This is a genomic window from Rhizobium sp. B230/85 (assembly GCF_019355735.1).
GTDB lineage: Bacteria > Pseudomonadota > Alphaproteobacteria > Rhizobiales > Rhizobiaceae > Rhizobium > Rhizobium rhododendri.
The window spans coordinates 332,764-350,930 of sequence record NZ_CP072156.1 but is presented as its reverse complement, the minus strand read 5'-3'; the positions used below and the strand labels follow the sequence as shown (position 1 = coordinate 350,930).

Annotated in this window: 16 protein-coding genes and 1 pseudogene; 3 read left to right on the top strand and 14 right to left on the bottom strand. The window is 60.7% G+C overall.

Translation table 11 applies throughout. The annotated features are described in order from the left end of the window. Nucleotides 1–94 precede the first annotated feature (94 nt). Nucleotides 95–1,675, top strand: coding sequence for a diguanylate cyclase (locus tag J5289_RS01680; RefSeq protein WP_209187657.1), 1,581 nt, complete (start codon nt 95–97; stop codon nt 1,673–1,675). A 129-nt stretch (nt 1,676–1,804) separates the two neighbouring features. Here J5289_RS01680 and J5289_RS01675 read toward each other — a convergent pair whose 3' ends face one another. From J5289_RS01675 to acs, 4 genes are all read right to left on the bottom strand, one after another. Further along, nucleotides 1,805–2,623 (bottom strand): lytic transglycosylase domain-containing protein, encoded by an 819-nt coding sequence (locus J5289_RS01675; protein ID WP_142824507.1) that lies wholly within the window; start codon nt 2,621–2,623, stop codon nt 1,805–1,807. 184 nt (nt 2,624–2,807) lie between these two features. Next, the gene (locus J5289_RS01670; RefSeq protein ID WP_111222096.1) at nt 2,808–3,842 is read right to left on the bottom strand and encodes an aspartate-semialdehyde dehydrogenase; all 1,035 of its coding nucleotides are present in this window, start codon (nt 3,840–3,842) and stop codon (nt 2,808–2,810) included. An 832-nt stretch (nt 3,843–4,674) separates the two neighbouring features. Then, the gene (locus tag J5289_RS01665) at nt 4,675–4,890 is read right to left on the bottom strand and encodes a CsbD family protein (RefSeq protein WP_209187656.1); all 216 of its coding nucleotides are present in this window, start codon (nt 4,888–4,890) and stop codon (nt 4,675–4,677) included. Nucleotides 4,891–4,983: 93 nt separating this feature from the next. Then, nucleotides 4,984–6,942 carry an acetate--CoA ligase gene (gene acs, locus J5289_RS01660; RefSeq protein ID WP_209185411.1) on the bottom strand — a complete coding sequence of 653 codons (1,959 nt, stop codon included), beginning with the start codon at nt 6,940–6,942 and terminating at the stop codon, nt 4,984–4,986. A 232-nt stretch (nt 6,943–7,174) separates the two neighbouring features. Here acs and J5289_RS01655 point away from each other — a divergent pair, with 232 nt between their 5' ends. Then, on the top strand, nt 7,175–7,873 hold the full coding sequence (locus J5289_RS01655; RefSeq protein WP_209185410.1) for a DUF1013 domain-containing protein: 699 nt from the start codon (nt 7,175–7,177) through the stop codon (nt 7,871–7,873). A gap of 96 nt (nt 7,874–7,969) precedes the next feature. Here J5289_RS01655 and J5289_RS01650 read toward each other — a convergent pair whose 3' ends face one another. The 6 genes and pseudogenes from J5289_RS01650 to rsfS form a co-directional block, all read right to left on the bottom strand. Beyond that, a complete protein-coding gene (locus J5289_RS01650) occupies nt 7,970–8,512 on the bottom strand; it encodes an RNA pyrophosphohydrolase (protein ID WP_209185409.1) in 543 nt (180 codons plus the stop codon). Between the two features lie 12 nt (nt 8,513–8,524). Continuing rightward, nucleotides 8,525–9,718: a divergent polysaccharide deacetylase family protein gene (locus J5289_RS01645; RefSeq protein WP_209185408.1), complete on the bottom strand. Its 1,194-nt coding sequence runs from the start codon at nt 9,716–9,718 to the stop codon at nt 8,525–8,527. Between the two features lie 111 nt (nt 9,719–9,829). After that, the gene (locus tag J5289_RS01640; RefSeq protein ID WP_142828751.1) at nt 9,830–11,152 is read right to left on the bottom strand and encodes a S41 family peptidase; all 1,323 of its coding nucleotides are present in this window, start codon (nt 11,150–11,152) and stop codon (nt 9,830–9,832) included. Continuing rightward, the gene (locus J5289_RS01635; RefSeq protein WP_374108579.1) at nt 11,142–12,593 is read right to left on the bottom strand and encodes a murein hydrolase activator EnvC; all 1,452 of its coding nucleotides are present in this window, start codon (nt 12,591–12,593) and stop codon (nt 11,142–11,144) included. The genes J5289_RS01640 and J5289_RS01635 overlap by 11 nt, the downstream gene beginning before the upstream one ends. A gap of 151 nt (nt 12,594–12,744) precedes the next feature. Then, nucleotides 12,745–13,227: a 23S rRNA (pseudouridine(1915)-N(3))-methyltransferase RlmH gene (gene rlmH / locus J5289_RS01630; RefSeq protein ID WP_142824514.1), complete on the bottom strand. Its 483-nt coding sequence runs from the start codon at nt 13,225–13,227 to the stop codon at nt 12,745–12,747. Between the two features lie 108 nt (nt 13,228–13,335). Then, a pseudogene (gene rsfS / locus J5289_RS01625) lies at nt 13,336–13,778 on the bottom strand (ribosome silencing factor). Nucleotides 13,779–14,031: 253 nt separating this feature from the next. Here rsfS and J5289_RS01620 point away from each other — a divergent pair. Beyond that, nucleotides 14,032–14,409 (top strand): winged helix-turn-helix domain-containing protein, encoded by a 378-nt coding sequence (locus J5289_RS01620; protein ID WP_142824515.1) that lies wholly within the window; start codon nt 14,032–14,034, stop codon nt 14,407–14,409. Nucleotides 14,410–14,418: 9 nt separating this feature from the next. Here J5289_RS01620 and modC read toward each other — a convergent pair whose 3' ends face one another. The 4 genes from modC to J5289_RS01600 all read right to left on the bottom strand — a co-directional run bounded on the left by modC (nt 14,419) and on the right by J5289_RS01600 (nt 18,143). Then, entirely contained in the window at nt 14,419–15,495 is a 1,077-nt protein-coding gene (modC, locus tag J5289_RS01615; RefSeq protein WP_142824516.1) for a molybdenum ABC transporter ATP-binding protein, read from the bottom strand. After that, nucleotides 15,495–16,193, bottom strand: a complete 699-nt coding sequence (gene modB, locus J5289_RS01610; protein ID WP_142824517.1) for a molybdate ABC transporter permease subunit — start codon at nt 16,191–16,193, stop codon at nt 15,495–15,497. The genes modC and modB overlap by 1 nt, the downstream gene beginning before the upstream one ends. A 52-nt stretch (nt 16,194–16,245) precedes the next feature. After that, nucleotides 16,246–17,037, bottom strand: coding sequence for a molybdate ABC transporter substrate-binding protein (gene modA, locus J5289_RS01605; RefSeq protein WP_209207483.1), 792 nt, complete (start codon nt 17,035–17,037; stop codon nt 16,246–16,248). Between the two features lie 515 nt (nt 17,038–17,552). Further along, nucleotides 17,553–18,143 (bottom strand): nicotinate-nucleotide adenylyltransferase, encoded by a 591-nt coding sequence (locus J5289_RS01600; RefSeq protein WP_209185479.1) that lies wholly within the window; start codon nt 18,141–18,143, stop codon nt 17,553–17,555. Nucleotides 18,144–18,167: the final 24 nt, after the last annotated feature.

Sequence of the window (18,167 nt, the reverse complement as noted above, 5' to 3'; positions counted from 1 at the left end):
CCTATTTACGTGGTCACTTTTCAAGCGATATCTGTTAATATCGCTATGAGTGCATCCGCTGGCAGGAAATGGATGGACCCGTAAAGGCGCATCCATGCAATTCCAGACCATCAAGAAAACAGTCCTTGCTGCGATCCTACTGCCGTTTGCGTTCATGATGGCGGCCGGACTTCTGCTGATCGCGTCGTCCTTCGAGCAGTACCGGACGCTGGAGGCAGACCGGCTGATAGCCGAAATGCTGGCGCACGGCGGCGCCATTGCCTCGACGGAAATTCCGGCCGAAATGGTGGCAACGCAGGCCTACCTGCTCGATCGTAACCCCGATACCGCTGCAGCAATGCGAAGCACCAGGGACGCCGTCGATAGCGCTCGCAGGCACTTCTTTGCGCGACTGCCGTCAGCGGACAAATTTTCCGGCGGCATCAATGGCCAGCTGTCACGGCTGCGCTTCGGTTACAGCCGGATCGTCGGCCTCCGGTCGGCTATCGACGACGGGCGCTACGGCCGCCAGGCCAATGTCGGCTATATCTACCGGCAGGCAGCACTTCGCCAGCTGGGCCTTGGCGACAGCCTCTCGGCCCTGATTCACGATCCGTTGCTGCTGCGCAAGTCGAATGAGCTGATGAGCATCCTTCTGACCTATCACGGCGAGCTCGTGGTCAACAATATCGGCAGCCATTACCTCGAGCAGATCGGTTTTTCCGCCATGTCGCGCGAGCAGCTGCTGCAAGGCGACGTAACACGGCGCCTGGGTACGGACCGGTTGCGCTTTCACACCTCTTCGCCGGTCATTCGCGGCATCATCGACTTCCTCAACCAGCCGGGCGAAAAGCGCGCCGATGTTTATTCGCAGGCGATCCTCTCCGGCGTCCTGCGACCGACGCCGGAGCTGCGCAACCTCTGGACGGTGGCCGAGGAGGGACGGCTGGCGTTCCTGCGGCAGAACATCCTCTCCGTGACGCAAAATCTCCAGGATACCGGCGACGAACTATCGCGGCGGGCCCACTATCATCTGCTGGCAGTGGTAGGTCTGGCGATCATCCTGTCGCTGTTGGCGGCCATCGTCGGGGGTCTCGCGGTCAAGGGGATGCGCCTCCTCGACCGGCTGACCCGCGAGCGTGAGGAACTGGTGACCGAACTGCGCAGCGCCTCGCAGACGGACCTGCTGACAGGTCTCTACAATCGCCGTGGTTTCGAGGCTGCTGCAGAGGCCTTGCTTGGCAAGGATCGCGCCCGACCGGTTGCTGTCGTGCTTTTCGATCTCGATCATTTCAAGAAGATCAACGACCAGCATGGCCACGATGTGGGAGACGATGTGCTGCGGCAGGTAGCGGCCATCGCCAAGCGTAATTTTCGCGGCGTCGACCTGCTGGTGCGCCACGGCGGCGAAGAGTTTCTAGCCCTGCTGCCCGACACCAGCAAGGATGAAGCTGCATCGGTTGCCGAGCGGGTGCGGCGCGCGGTGCAGGACGCCCGCATCCCGCTGCCCGACGGCGGCGTCGTCGATGTCACCGCCAGCTTTGGCTGCGCTGCCCGGACCTATTCGGCGCACGGCGATCATTTCGAGGACCTGATCAAGAAAGCCGACATGGCGCTCTACGCAGCCAAGGCCAGCGGCCGGAACTACGTCGCCACCTCAGGCATCGTCGAGAGACGCCGCAGCAGCCCGGCCTAACGCCGTCGCGCGCATGTTTGTCGAACTCCGTCAAAGCGACGGAACACCCTGCATTTCCGTAAAGCGCGGAAACGAAACGAAAAAGGGCCCCGGTTTCCCGGAGCCCACCATTCACACGAAATGTGAAACTTACTTTCCGTCGATCTGCTTGCCGATATAGGCGATCGACTGCTGATAGACGACGGCAGCATTCCAGCCGGCAATGGCATTGAAATTCGGTTCGCCTGGCTGGTAGCCTTCGCCTGGACGCCAGCCGTGGCCGCGCAGGAAGTTGGCAGTCGATGCGAGTGCATCGGCTTTCGAGCCGACCATGTCGATCCGGCCGTTGCCGTCGCCGTCAACGCCGAAATTGACGACATTGCGTGGCAGGAATTGCGTCTGGCCGATTTCGCCATGGGCTGCGCCACGTGCCGACGGGCTGAGATAGCCTTCGCCAACCAGTTTCAGCGCTGCATAAAGCTGATCGGTGAAATAGTCGCTGCGGCGGCAATCGTAGGACAGCGTCGAGACGGCGGACATCGTGTGCTCATTGCCCATATAGCTGCCAAAGCCAGTTTCCATGCCCCAGATTGCGATCAGGGGGCCGGCCGGCACCCCGTATTTGCGCTCGATGTTGGCAAACAATGCGGCGTTCGCCTGCTTCATGCCGCGGCCACGATTGATGACCGTCTGGCCGCCGCGCTTCTTCATGAACTCTTCGAACGACAGCTTGAAGCTCTTCTGGCCACGGTCGGCACGGATCGTCGGCTGGTTGTAGTGGACATCGGCAAAGGCGCGGTCGAGAACCTGGGGGCTGATGCCCTTGGCTGCCGCTTCCTGCTTGAACTCACCGACCCAGGCCGGAAATCCGGCTGCCGTGTTGCCGCACTGCGCAGCCTCGGCTGCCACCGGCGCCGTTATCATGAGCACGGCTGCGAGCGCCGCCCAACCAGACTTCTTCATGCGCATTCCTCGTCCCTGTGTTTCGACATCCGCGTCGGCCCCGCCAACGTCCGATGTCCTTTTGATCCGTCCAAAACCATCCCTCGGGCGTGGACGCTGCCGCCCGACCTCCGGTATCCGTGAAAAACCCCGCCGTTCGCATGCGAACCGCAGGGTTATATAGGCTAGACCTTTATAAAAAGTAGTCCTCTCAGGCGGCCTGCTTGCGAGGCTTGATGAGCCCGCGATTGATCAGCAGCTCGGCGATCTGGATAGCGTTCAGGGCGGCACCCTTGCGAAGGTTGTCGGAGACAACCCAGATGTTGAGGCCATTCTCGACTGTCGCGTCCTCGCGGATGCGCGAGATATAGGTCGCGTCCTCGCCGGCCGATTCGTATGGCGTCATGTAGCCGCCGTCCTCGTGCTTGTCGATGACGATGCAGCCGGGCGCTTCGCGCAGGATGTCGCGGGCCTGGTCGGCACTGATCTCGTTCTCGAACTCGATATTGACCGATTCCGAGTGGCCGATGAATACGGGAACGCGCACGGCTGTGCAGGTCACCCTTATCTTCGGATCGAGGATCTTCTTGGTTTCGGCCAGCACCTTCCACTCTTCCTTTGTATAACCGTCTTCCATGAACACATCGATGTGCGGGATGACGTTGAAGGCGATGCGCTTGGGAAACTTCTTGTTGGCCATCGGATCGGCAACGAAGACAGCGCGTGTCTGGTTGAACAGTTCGTCCATGCCATCCTTGCCGGCGCCCGATACCGACTGGTAGGTCGATACGACGATGCGCTTGATCTTGGCAAAATCATGCAGCGGCTTCAGGGCGACGACCAGTTGTGCCGTCGAGCAATTCGGATTGGCAATGATGTTGCGGCGGGTGAACATGTCGATAGCGTCGGCATTCACTTCCGGCACGATCAGCGGCACGTCCTGGTCGTAGCGCCAGGCCGACGAGTTATCGATGACGACGCAGCCCTGCGCACCGATCTTCGGCGACCACTTCTTGGAGATTTCGCCGCCGGCCGACATCAGGCAGATGTCGGTATCGGCAAAATTGTAGTTTTCGAGGTTCTGGACCTTCAGCGTCCGGTCGCCGAACGACACTTCCGTTCCCTGGCTGCGGGCCGAGGCCAGCGCCACGACTTCGTCGGCGGGAAAGCCGCGTTCGGAGAGGATGTTGAGCATTTCACGACCGACATTGCCGGTAGCGCCTGCGATTGCGACTTTGAAACCCATTTTATGCTCTCTTTCTCATCTCTCCGCTATCCGGTGAGGGGGAGCCGCGATCCGCGGTTCCCTGTCCCCAGCCGAGCCGGGGAGAGAGCGGCAGGCCAGGAAACGTCAGACGGTTTTCGTCGTGGTTTTGGCCTTGGTGTTGGAATATGTCGGAAAACGGCTATGCGACCCGGCAGGGGCTGCCAGGCGGTCGCAGTCGCGGATCTGTTCTGAACGAACCATGGACCGTCTTCCTATTCCGTCGCAGGTAATAAAATGTTTTGCGAAAGAGTCAAGAGTTCAGCCGTGAACCAGGGTCAATGCCCACCAAGCCGCATGAGATGCTGACGCAACGGATTTCCTGCATCGAAGTGCAATAGTTGCACACTCGTTATCGCGGCGGGTCGCATAAATAATGTAATTGTGTGTCTTCTTGCATTTCTATCGTCAAATCGCAGCGGTGAGCCGCGCCGACCTATGGAATGCTAATCGCCAGTATTGGTGGCGAAGTAAACGTTGTCAGCCGCCGAGTATAGCGACTTCCGTAATCAGGCGTTGACGAGGTGGAACATCAGGCCGAGAGCAACAGCAGCAACGCTCATGAATACGATGGCTGTGAAGCAAGAGGACTTGAGCTGGTTTACATCATAATCGGTCATTGTGATCTTCCTTGTTTTCCTGCCTATACAATGCGCCAGTGCAAAAAAGGTTGCATCAAAGGTTGACATATATGCAGGTTTGTAAAAGGAAGCCTGCTTCGTTCATGCATCGGCGGTCATGCCACTTCCGCCCCGAATGCAAAAAGGACGGAGATGCGATCCCCGTCCTTTCAAATGCGGTGTCTCGGAAAAGATCAGAGCTTCTTGTTGGCGTAGTCCGAAGCTGCCGCAGCGCCGTCCTTGACGGTGTTCTTGGCGTCGCCAAGTGCCTGCTGGCCTTCGCCCTTGATTTCCTGAAGCTTACCTTCAGCCTGAAGCTTTTCGTTGCCGACAAGCTTGCCAACGCCCTGCTTGACGTTGCCGACGGCTTCATTGGCGAGACCCGAGGCCTTGTCTGATGTGCTACCCATGTGACTTCTCCTTTGAACTTCCAATCAGCTAACGAACCGGCACAGGATTGGTTCCGCCAGCGTCCGGAAGCGCAACAGGTAAGACCACTGTCGTCAGGCTGCCTCTGCCTTGTTCTGGCGGTTGGCGATGAGGTCGTCGACGACGGCGGGATCGGCAAGGGTGGAGGTATCTCCCAGCGCCGCGAAATCGTCCTCGGCGATCTTGCGCAGGATACGGCGCATGATCTTTCCCGAGCGCGTTTTCGGAAGTCCCGGCGAGAACTGGATCTTGTCTGGCGTCGCGATCGGACCGATCTCGGTCCGCACATGCTTGATGAGTTCGGCCCTCAGCGCATCGGTGCCTTCGTGGCCGGACATCAGCGTCACGTAGCAGTAGATCCCCTGCCCCTTGATTGCATGCGGGTAACCGACGACAGCGGCTTCCGAGATAAGGTTGTGCGACACCAGCGCCGATTCGACCTCCGCCGTTCCAAGCCGGTGGCCGGAGACGTTGAGTACGTCGTCGACGCGTCCGGTGATCCAGTAGTAGCCATCGGCGTCGCGCCGGCAGCCGTCGCCGGTGAAATATTTGCCTTTGTAGGTCGAGAAATAGGCCTCGATGAAACGCTTGTGGTCGCCGTAGAGCGTGCGCATCTGGCCGGGCCAGCTGTCGGCGATGCAGAGATTGCCGTCTGCGGCGCCCTCGAGCACCCTGCCCTCGGCATCGACCAGCTCGGGAATGACGCCGAAGAACGGCTTGGTGGCCGAGCCCGGTTTCAGGTCCGTAGCGCCGGGCAGCGGCGTGATCATGTGTCCGCCGGTCTCGGTCTGCCACCAGGTGTCGACCACCGGACATCTGCCATCGCCGACGACATTGTAATACCAGTTCCAGGCTTCCGGGTTGATGGGTTCGCCGACTGTGCCGAGCAGCCTCAGGCTGGCGCGTGAGGCGCGAGTAACGAACTCGTCGCCTGCCCCCATCAGCGAGCGGATTGCGGTTGGCGCAGTGTAGAAAATGTTGACCTTGTGCTTGTCGACGATCTCCCAGAAACGGCCCTGGTCGGGGAAATTGGGCACGCCCTCGAACATGACAGATGTCGCGCCGTTGGCGAGTGGGCCGTAGACGATATAGGAATGGCCTGTGACCCAGCCAACATCGGCGGTGCACCAGTAAATATCGCCGTCATGGTAATCGAAGGTGTATTCGTGCGTCATGGCCGCATAGACGAGGTAGCCGCCCGTGGTATGAAGCACACCCTTCGGCTTGCCGGTCGAGCCGGAGGTGTAGAGGATGAACAGCGGGTCCTCGGCCTTCATTTTCGCCGGCGGGCAGTCCGCCGTCACCGTAGCCATTTCCTGGTGATACCAGAGGTCGCGACCGGGCGCCCAGCCGGTCTTGCCGCCGGTGCGGCGCACGACCAGCACCTTGTCGACCATGACCTGCTGGCGGGCAGCGATATGAATCGCGGTATCGGTGTTATCCTTCAGCGGCACTGGCTTGCCGGCGCGTACGCCCTCGTCGGAAGTGATGATGAACGTCGATTGGCAATCGACGATTCTGCCTGCCAGCGCGTCCGGCGAAAAGCCGCCGAAGACGACGGAGTGCACAGCGCCTATGCGGGCGCAGGCGAGCATCGCATAGGCCGTTTCCGGTATCATCGGCATGTAGATGGTGACCCGGTCGCCCTTCTTGACGCCATGCTTCTTCAGCACGTTGGCAAGCCGGCAAACCCGATCGTAGAGTTCGTTATAGGTGATCTTCTTGTCGATGTAAGGATTGTCGCCCTCCCAGATGAAGGCAACCTGGTTGCCGCGCTTTTCGAGATGGCGATCGATGCAGTTATAGGCGACGTTGGTCAGCCCGTCCTCGAACCACTTGATCGACACCTTGCCGGTGAACGATGTGTTCTTGACCTTGGTGTAGGGCTTGAACCAATCGATGCGCTTGCCGTGCTCGCCCCAGAAGGCGTCGGGATCGGCGATGCTGTCTGCGTACCAGGTTTCGTATTTTTCCTTGGTGATCAGCGCATTCTGCCTGGCCGGCTTTGTGACCGGATAAATTTTTTCAGACATGATTCCTCCTCGAAATGTCCGGCTAGGCCCGCGTTTTTTCACAAAAACTGCGGTCTTTGTCCTCACAGATAGCACCTTAAGATACGGCGTCCATTGGACAAAGAGCATTTCATCCGCAAAGAATTGCAATTATGCGGCACTGAGGATATACAGGGCGTCATTTCCCGGACATCAGTGGTGAAAACACCCACGGACCGCGACCCCGGCGCGGACGGACAGAAGGACTATACCCATGGCTCAACAACTGCTTATGCCGAAAGCTACGGCCATCTGGCTTGTCGACAACACCGCCTTGTCGTTCGAACAGATCGCGCAGTTTTGCAAGCTTCACCCGCTGGAAGTCAAAGCCATTGCCGATGGCGAAGCCTCGCAGGGCATCAAGGGCCTCGACCCGATTTCCACCGGCCAGCTGTCGCGCGAGGAAATCGCCCGCGCCGAAGGCAAGCCGGATTACAAGCTGAAGCTTTCCGAACCGAAAGTGCGCGTTCCGGAATCCAAGCGTCGCGGCCCGCGTTATACGCCGGTGTCGAAGCGCCAGGACCGCCCCAATGCGATCCTCTGGCTGGTGCGCAATCATCCGGAACTGAAGGACGCGCAGATCTCGCGCCTGGTCGGCACCACCAAGTCGACGATCGAGCAGATCCGTGACCGCACCCACTGGAATTCGACCAACCTTGCGCCAATGGATCCGGTGACGCTCGGTCTCTGCAGCCAGATCGACCTCGACATGGAAGTCGAGAAGGCTGCCAAGGGCCGTCCGCTGCCGACAGCTGCCGAACTCGGCGCAACCCTGCAGCCGTCGCAGGAAACCGAAAAGCTGCCATTCTCCTACGAGCGCGAAGAAAAAGAAAAGACCATCGACGCCGATGCCGTCTTTGCCAAGCTCAAGTCGCTGCGCGCCCCGAAGGACGAGGACGAAGACCAGTACTGAGGTCTTATTAACTTTTGCATCTACCAGACCCCGGCTTTTGCCGGGGTTTGACGTTTAGGGACAGAGCTATCCCGATTGCGCTTCTGGCAACGACGATCAGTCGCTGCTCTTGCCAAGGGTGGCCAGATGGCGGAATTCGGCAACGACGCGCTCGTAGACGCCGCGCTTGAAGGTGACGATCAGTTCCGGCAATTCCTCCATAGGCTTCCATTCCCACTGGTCGAATTCCGGCTCGTGGCCGCCGGGTGGCGGGTTGATGGCGATCTCGCTTTCGTCGCCATCGAAGCGAAAGGCAAACCAGCGCTGTGTCTGGCCGCGAAACTTCCCCCTCAGGCCGATGCCGATCAGTTCGGGTGGCAGATCGTAGTTGATCCAGTCGCTGGCTTCGGCAAGCAGGGTGACGGTTTTCATCCCTGTCTCCTCGTAGAGTTCGCGATAGGCCGCTTCCAGCGGATCCTCGCCCTCGTCGATGCCGCCTTGCGGCATCTGCCAGAGATTTTCCGAGCCATCATATTCGGAATTGCCGATGGGAATGCGCCGGCCGGCCCAGACGAGGCCCTCGGCGCTGAGGATCATCACCCCGACGCAGGGGCGATAAGGCAGGTCCTCGGCTTTTACGGGATTGGGGTTCTTGCTCATCATATCCTCCGGTCAGGGATGTTTAGGATCGTTGGCGAGCGCCGAGACGGAGACGATCTCGATGCCACGCGTTGCGGCATTCTCGCTCCAGGCGGAAATTGCGTCGACACTTTCGTCGAATGCGGATGCGACGCCGATTGCCGAGCCGTTGCGGCGGGCGATACGCTCAAGCTCGTCCAGTTTCCGGGTGATCGCGTCGCCATTCAGTTCGCTGTCCAGCTGTACGTCGGCAAAGGCATGCGGCACGGCGAGCGCCTTGGCGATCGTGCCGGATTTCGATTGCGCAGATGAGCCATCGTCAAGGAATAGCAGGCCGCGTTTGCCGACATCGCGCAGAACCGGTTCCAAAGCGGTCGGGTTCGACAGAAAGCGGCCGCCGAGATAATTCATGATGCCGGTGTAATTGGTGATTTCAGCCATCGCCTTGTGCAGGTTTTCGACGTTTTTCGCCGCTGGCTGCGATGTCAACAACGTATCGGCACCGGGGTTGTTGGCCGGATAATCGAAGGGCTCCAGCGGTACCTGCAGCAGGATTTCGTGGCCGCTGCGACGGGCGTCCTGCATCCAGCGCTGCAGGCTGTTGCCGCTGGCCGCAAAGGCAAGGGTTACTTCCTCCGGCAGCTGCTTTATGGCCCGCTGCGTACCGGTCTGGCTGAGGCCGAGGCCGCCAACGACGATGGCGATGCGCGTGCCGTGGGCGCCGGACCAGGGCCGCGCATATTGATCCATCGGCCGCAGGCCGGCGGGAGAGGTGATGGGGAGCCGGCCGAACGGTGAGTTTTCCAGCAACGCATCATTGGGCGTTGCCGCCATGCGGGGATCCTGGCCGATCTGGTTGGCCCTGACGAGGACCGGCCCTGAGCCGTCCCGCGGCTTTGGCGTGTAGGTTGTCACAACAGAACCGTCGCCGGTGAGGTTGCGCTCGACGTTGGCGCCGGATTGCGGGTCTGCCTGCGGCATGCCCGTCGACACGGCTGCCGCATCCTCCGACGGCGTATCCCCGGTTTCAGCCGGTGGCGGTGCCTTGGCGGCGGTTTCGACGGGGGGAGATTTTTGGAAGGGATCGCGGATCAGCGCGGTGTAGAGGGAGAAGCCGGCGATTGCGATCAGGCAGAGGGCTGCCAGCATACGGCCCACCGGCGGCAGGCGCCTATTGCGGCGAGGCGGGCGGTTCTGTCCCAGCGGTGCGTGTAGGTCCGTTCCCAATTTCCTTGTCCGCCCCACATCGGAAATCGTCGTTCCGCGTCGTGAAGGCGCCGGGTCTGTTTCCAGCCCGGCGCCATTTTCTGTCTTGGCGACGTCCTACTATACGACGTCTTACTTGGCGACTACAGCCTTGTCCGGATTTGGCGGGAAGGCGGGGTCTTTCTTGACGCCACGTAGCAGGTCGAGCGCGTAGTTCAGCTGAACGTCGTCCTTGACCTCCGGTGGCACATAGGCTTCCGAGCCCGATCCTTCGTCGGTTTCAGACTGGCCCTTGATGTGACCGCGCAGGGTGGATTCGCCTTCGGAGACCATCTTGCCCTTGAGATCGTCCGGCAGCGGCTCGTCGACCTTGATGTCAGGCGTGATGCCGGTGCCCTGGATCGAGCGGCCCGATGGCGTGTAATAGAGCGCCGTGGTCAGGCGCAAGGCACCGTTCTCACCGAGCGGGATGATCGTCTGGACCGACCCCTTGCCGAAGGAGCGCGTGCCGAGGATCGTGGCACGGCGCAGGTCTTGCAGGGCGCCTGCAACGATTTCCGATGCGGAGGCGGAGCCGCCATTGATCAGCACGATGATCGGCTTGCCGTCTGTCAGATCGCCCGGACCGGCGTTGTAGCGGCGGGTTTCGTCCGGGTTACGGCCGCGGGTCGAGACCACTTCGCCACGCTCCAGGACGTCGTCGCAGACGTTGATCGCCTGGTCGAGCAAGCCGCCCGGGTTGAGGCGCAGGTCGAGGACATAGCCCTTGAGCTTGTCGGCTGGCACGGTCTGCTTGATCTTCTGGATGGCAGCTTCGAGATCCGGTGTGGTCTTCTCGGTAAACTGCAGGATCCGGATGTAGCCGACATCGTTTTCGACATGCGAGCGGACGGCGGCGACCGGGATGATGTCGCGGACAATCGTCAGTTCGATCGGCTTATCGACACCGACGCGCTGCAGTGTCAGCTTGATCGGCGTCTTGACCTCGCCGCGCATCTTCAGCACGGCATCTTCGAGTTTCAGGCCCTTTACAGGCGATCCGTCGATTGCGGTGATGAAGTCGCCAGCCTTGACGCCGGCCTTGTCGGCGGGGGTATTCTCGATCGTGGAGCCGACCTTGATCTGGTCCTTCTCCATCGTTACCTCGATGCCGAGACCGCCAAACTCACCCTTGGTCTGGGTGCGCATGTCCTGGGCATCCTTGGCATTCATGTAGCTCGAATGCGGATCGAGCGAGGCAAGCATGCCATTGATGGCCGCCTCGATGAGCTTGTCTTCCTGGGGAGGCGTAACGTATTGCGCCCGAACCCTCTCGAAGACATCGCCGAATACCGACAATTCCTTATACGTGGAACCGCTCGCAGCTTCCGCCGGGACTCCCGCTGAGTAAATGACGCCCATGGCGGTCGCACCCATCAATGCGCCGATGACGACAAGAGAAGCCCTACGAATCATTGCGTGCCTTTCCAGTATCCTTTGCGGTCCACCAGGGTTGGGAATCAACCGGTTTTCCGTCTTTTCTCAATTCAATGTAAAGCGTTGGCTTGTTTGTTTCCAGCGCCAATGCTGTCGCACTTGCCACTCTTTTCTCGCCCATCACCGCAACCGGTTCTCCGGCGAAAACAAATTTTCCCTGGCGCGTCTTGATGGCGTCCATTCCGGACAGAACCATGTGGAAGCCGTCGCCGGTATCGAGGATGATCATCTGGCCGTAGCTGCGGAAAGCGCCGGCATACACCACCAGGCCATCGGCGGGCGCCGTGACGAGCGCGCCGGGGCCGGTTGCGAGCGTCATGCCAGCGGCCGTGTGTCCCGTTCCGTCGTCGTCTCCAAAGTGCCGAAGAATATCACCGGCCACAGGCAGCTCGAGCTTCTGCTTTAGGTCTGAAAATCGATATGCGGGGGCAATGCGGTTTTTATCGGGCACCCCGCTTTCGGCCAGGGCCTTGGCTTCGGCACGCTGCTCGTCGGTCATCATTTGCCGGCGTTGTTCTTCCTCGCGGGCAGCCGTTGCCGCGCTGCGCACCGAGCCGATCTGGCTTTCGAGAGAGGCTACAAGGCCTTCCAGGCTGGTTGCCTTACCTGCCAGTTGCTCGGCACGCTTGCGCTCGTCCTCTATCTGAGCGGCGCTTTCCCTGCTCTGCCGGTCGTTCTCGGCGATCAGCAGATCCATACGCCGCTCTTCCTCCAGACTGGACGTGAGCGTTGCGGAAAGGTTTGCCTTTTCCTTGGCCGTGGAGGCTTCCAGCGTCGACAGTTCGCCGAGGTCTGCAAGCAGCTTTTCAGTCGCTTTGCGCATGCCGGGCACCACGGCGCCGAGCAGGATGGCGCTTCGCACCGAATTGAGGGCGTCGTCGGGGCTGACGAGCAGGGCCGGAGGCGGGTCGCGGCCCATGCGCTCCAGCGCTGCCAAAACCTCGGCCAGGAGACCGCGCCGTTCGTGAAGCGAGCGACGGACGCCGCCCTCCTTGACCTTCAGATCGGTCAGCGCCCTTTCGCTGTCTTCGATCTTGCGATCCATCGTCTTGCGGCGCGATGCCGAATCGATCAGCGCCTGGCGCAGGCTGGCATTGCTCTTGTCGAGCGCCGCTACACTTTCCTGAAGCTGCTTCTGCTTTTCGGCAGAGAGGGTGATCGTCTTCGACAGGCTATCGAGTTCGGCTCGTGTCTGGTCGCGTTTTTCGGCAAGGTCGGCTGCCGGATCGGGCGCCGGCGGGTTTGCGGTGGCTGTATCGGGGGCGGTTTGCTGGTCCGGTGGCAACCGCGACGACGTCAGATCGGCAGCGCCATCCTCGGCGCGCGCCTGATATCCCTGGATCACCGGAGCTGCCGCGAGCATTACGGCTGCACACAAAAAGGCCGCACGGGTACCTGCCGCGAGAGGCGGCGGGAGCAGACGCGGCAGAGGGGCGGCGGATCGTTTCATCGCGGATGGCTTAGGATTTCTCTATCGCGCAAGGCGTAAGCTGATTTGCCGCCGATGGCCAAGACATATCGCCAGTTCGGTGACGAAATCAAAACACGGCTGTGTGAGCGATCCGCCACTTTCAGACGCGATGGTAGGGGTGGCCGGAGAGAATGGTGACCGCCCTGTAGAGCTGTTCGGCAATAAGAATCCGCACAAGCTGGTGTGGCCAGGTCATCTTGCCGAGACAGATCGTGCTGTCTGCCCTGTCGTAGAGCGAAGGATCGAGGCCATCCGCGCCGCCGATGGCGATCGTCAGGTCGCGCTTGCCCTGGTCCCGGTACTGGCCAAGGAGCGCAGCAAATGCCTCGCTGTCCATCGCTTTGCCGCGCTCGTCGAGCAGCATGAGGATACTGGCGTCCGGCAGCGATTTCAGCAGCATGGCCGCCTCCTCGCGCTTGCGCGTTTCGCCGTTCGAGGCACGACTTTCCGCGACTTCGGTGACGCGCGAGAAATCCAGCCCGATGGCTGGGCCCGTCTTGGCGAACCGGTCGAAATAGCGGGCCGCGAGATCCTTCTCCGGGCCGGTCTTCAGCCGGCCAACGGCAAACAATCCAATCCGCATGTTCACTCCAGAGACGATGGCCAGCACGGCCGCACATATTTCTTAGCCGCGCGACAGATGCCGTTGCGGCCAGTCAAACCTGCGCAGCAGCCGGGGAAACCGGATCTGCTAGTGTATCGTGCCCTCGTCGAGATCCGGCGCGGCCCACATCTTTTCGATGTTGTAGAACTCGCGGATTTCCGGACGGAAGACGTGGACGATGATGTCACCAGTGTCGATCAGAACCCAGTCGCCTGCGTCGAGACCTTCGACGCGCGGGTTGCCGAGACCTTCGCCCTTGATATCGGACGTGAGGTGATCGGAGATCGCCAGGACATGGCGGTTTGAGCGCCCGGAGACCACAACCATGTAGTCGCCCAGCGCGGATTTGCCCGCAATGTTGATGGTGACGATGTCTTCAGCTTTGGAGTCCTCAAGGCTGTTGAGGACGGCTTGCAGGGCGCGGGCGGCGGCATCAACGCCACGTTCCGGGCTCTTCGGGGCAACGGCTAGCGTTCGTCCCTTGGCGTGTACTGTTGTCAGTGCTTTTCCTTTCAGGAGTAACAGAACATGCACGCGATTGATTCGAACTGTCGTTCAAATCAGTTCTCAAGATAGGCATCAAAGCACTAAGGTTTCAAGACGCGTGCAGCTCGGCATCGGCGGTCGGGGCTCAGTTTCTCGGCCAGCGATGCGTTTTCGGCACCGATCTGCGAATTTTTGCCCGTCGGCCTTCCCATTGGCCCATATCGATGCCTCGGGTACGGCCGTATACAGCCAAGAGTGCTGCGCGTATAGGGAAACAACGCTCAAAAGCTGCGGGCCATGACCAGACATTCCAACGACACGATAGACGCCATCCTGCGCATCCGTTTCACGGGACAGGATCGGCTTGGCCGGGGCAAGATGGAGCTGCTTGAGCACATCCGCAGGACGGGCTCGATTTCGGCGGCGGGGCGAGCCATGGATATGTCCTACCGCCGCGCATGGCTTCTGGTCAGCGACCTCAACCGCATGTTCGACGTGCCCTCGGTCGAATCGCAGCGGGGCGGCCAGAAGGGTGGCGGTGCGGTGCTGACACCCTTCGGCGAGGCGCTGCTCGAGCGGTTCCGGGCGATGGAGCGGGCGGTCGCCCTCGTTCTCGCCGACGATCTGCTGTGGCTGCAGGAGCACTACCGTCCGCAGGGGTTGCCGGAAGCGTGATAACACCGGTCATCCGTTTTGCAGGGCGACTGTCTTGATGACTGCAAAAACGGTCATGCCCACTGCCAAGCGCAGTCTTTCGCCTGACAGCTGGGTAATCCGCGACAGGATCGGGTCGCCGCCACAGTTGAGGCGGACTTCGAGCGCACCGTTGGCGACCACGCCGATCCAGGTGATCGTTCCTTCGAGAATATTGAGCGCGCTGAGGCCTTCCGGGCGCACGGTCGCCAGCATCACATCGCGGGCGGGGACGTGGATCCGCACCATCCTGCCGACCGGAAATCCTGTCCCCGGCACCTGCAGTTTCGCGGTCTTCAGGGCGACGGTCGATAGGAGATGGGTCTGCGAGATGCTGTCGATGCGGCCTTCCAGCAGCACGCCGGCCTCGCGGCGCTCGGCGCCCTCCGCCGTCGATGGCAGGCTCAAAACCTCGACGGCGCTGCCGACCGCTTCCACATGGCCGTCGCGCAAAAGGACGACGCGACTTGCGAGCCTCGCGACCTCTGCAATCGCGTGGCTGACATAGACGATCGGGATTTTCGTCTCGTCGCGCAGCCGTTCAAGATAGGGCAGGATCTCTGCCTTGCGCTCCTCGTCGAGTGCCGCCAGCGGCTCGTCCATCAGCAACAGGCGCGGGTTGGAGAGCAGGGCACGGCCGATTGCCACCCGCTGCTTTTCGCCGCCCGACAGCTTGCCGGGTCGGCGCTCCAGAAGCGGGCCGAGCCCGAGTAGATCGACGACGCTGTCGAAATCGTCGCGGTCGGTCGTTTTCGGCGCGAACCAGCGGCCATAGCCGAGGTTGTGGCGAACCGACAGATGCGGAAACAGCCGTGCCTCCTGAAAGACGTAGCCGAAACGGCGGCGATGGCGGGGCACGAAGATATTTTGGTCCGTGTCCGTCAGCACCCTGCCATCGAGCGCAACGTGGCCGTGGTCGGGGTGGATCAGCCCGGCAATGCTGCGGATGAGCGAGGTCTTCCCAGAGCCGGAGCGGCCGAACAGGGCCGTAACCCCGCCCTCTGCGGTAAAGGCAGCGTCCAGCGCAAAAGCGCCGAGCCTGTGGCGGATGTTCACCGTCAGCGTCATCAGACGTCCACCCTGCGGCCGACCCAACGGGCAAGAAACTCGGACGCCAGCAGTGCGGTCATGGAAATCAGCACCGCGACGACGGTGAGCCTCAGCGCGCCCGCATCGCCGCCGGGGAGCTGAGTGAAGGTATAGATTGCCGACGAAAGCGTCTGGGTTTCGCCAGGAATGTTGGAGACGAAGGTGATGGTGGCGCCGAATTCCCCCATCGCCTTGGCAAATGAGAGGATCATGCCGGCAATGATACCGGGGAGCGTGAGCGGCAAGGTGACGGTGAGGAATATCCACACAGGACTGGCACCCAGCGTTCCTGCAGCCTCCTCCAGCTTGCGGTCGACGGCTTCCAGCGACAGCCGGATGCTGCGTACCATCAGGGGGAACCCCATGATTCCGCAGGCGAGCGCGGCACCGGTCCATCTAAAAGAAAAGACGATGCCGAAATGGTTGTCGAGGAAGGCGCCGATGACGCCGCGGCGACCGAACAGGATCAGCAGCAGAAAACCGGTGACGACCGGCGGCAGGATCAGCGGCATATGGATGATGCCGTTCAGCAGCGATTTTCCAAAGAACCGGCCGCGAGCGAGAAGCAGCGCTGCGGCGACCCCGAATGGCAGGCTCACCAGCATGGCCACGCTAGCGACGCGCAGGCTAAGCAGAATCGCCGTCCACTCGTCACTGCTTAAATGCCATCCCTCCAAAACCGCTCTCTTTCCCTGTTGGTCCGCCGGTCATGCAGCAGGCAGGCGATGTTCAGTTCAGGATGGTGAAACCTTCGTGCTCGAAGAAAGGCTCCGCCTTGGACGACTTGAGGAAGTCGTAATAGGCATCGACATCCTTGTTCCTGCTGCTGGCAGTGATGGCGAGCGGATAGATGATGGGCGGGTGGCTGTCTGCTGGAAAAGTGCCGACGATGGCGACGCCCGGGTCGGAGGCGGCATCCGTCTGATAGACAATTCCGTAGGGGGCTTCGCCGCGCGATACCAGCGCCAGCGCAGCGCGCACGCTTTCGGCACCGGCAACCTTGCTTTCGACCGACGGCCAGATCCCCAGTTTTTCGAGGGCTGCCTTGCCGTATTTACCGGCTGGCACGGAATCGACCTGGCCCATCGCCAGGCGACCGTCGCCGAGGAGGGCGGAGAAATCCATGCCGGCCTTGATATCAACCGGCTTCGCTTTGTCGCGGGGGGCAACGAGCACGATCTGGTTGCCCAATAGGTTTACCTGCGTATCCGGCTTCAGCAGGTTCTTGTTGCCGAGGTATGCCATCCAGTCGGTGTCGGCCGAAATGAAGATATCTGCAGGTGCGCCGCTCTCGATCTGCTTTGCCAGCGCCGAACTCGCGGCATAGGACACGGTGATCTGCTTGCCGCTCTGGGCGGTGTAAGCGGCGTTTGCGCTGTCGAGGGCGTTCTTCATGCTGGCGGCAGCGAACACGGTTATTTTTTCCGCCGCTGCCGAGGGAGAGACGCCGGTGGCCAATCCGAGCCAGCCGGCGACAATGGCTACAGCGGCAAGTTTCATCCAGGAACGGCGGGTCGGCATGGCAATCTCCAAATTGGCGAAGTATTTTCAGGAATATATCGCTTCGCGCGATTTGACCAGCGTCGGTTTCGTCAACACGATTAATCGACAATGATTTCAGAGATTTCGCCGATTGCTATTCCCTACTGACTTGGTCGATTTCGCATGGCTCTGTAGGCCCCTGTGACATCCATCGGGCTGCAACATGGCGCCCCAGCGTCTTTTGGGGGCAGGGCGTCGTCAACAGCGTAGGTGGTCGGTGTGATCTCGCGCGAAAGCTTACGAAAGATTTAATTTTGTGCATTTGCACTTTTCTGTCATGTGTAAAATGCATGGCTGCGTTGCGATATCAACGATTTTACTTCTCGACAGCTGTGCTAGATTTAACTCATCGAACAGCGCACTCCTCCTCCCAGCGCCATTCGATTTTGGATCGATGACACTCCTCCTCCCGGTTGTCGATCAGTTTTGATAGGCCCGACGGATCTCCTCCCCCGTCGGGCTTTTCATTTTGGAGGATTTCAAATTTCGGAAATTCAGGTTTTCTGCTGCTCTTCGCGCAGTGCGGTCGAGCTCAGCGTCGAACGCGGACCGTGGATGAATGTCCAGGCCGGTGCACGCTTCTTCCACAGCACCCTTGCGTCGTCTTCATCGACGCGGGCGTAGTGAAACGTCTTCGCCATCTTGGCCGACAGGTGCGACAGCGTCGAACCCGGACGATCGATCACGGCAATCGGGAAGGTTTTGGCGATGGTCTGCCACTTCTGCCATTTGTGGAACGTGTTCAGGCTATCGGCGCCCATGATCCAGATGAAATGCACGTGGCTGTTCAGTGCCTTGACGCGGGCCAGCGTATCCGCCGTATAGCGCATGTTGAGCGCCTGCTCGAAGCCGGTCACCTTGATGCGCGGATCGACGGCGATCTTCTCGCTGAGGGCAATGCGTTCTGCCAAGGGGGCGAGGTGGTTGGTGTTTTTAAGCGGGTTGCCCGGCGTCACCATCCACCACAGCTGATCAAGGCCAAGCCGACGGATGGCAATCTCGGCAACGAGCACATGTCCCGGGTGCGGCGGATTGAAGGATCCGCCGAAAAGGCCGACGACCATTCCACGCTCGGCATGGGGCATTCGCAGATAGGGCGCGTCGATCCG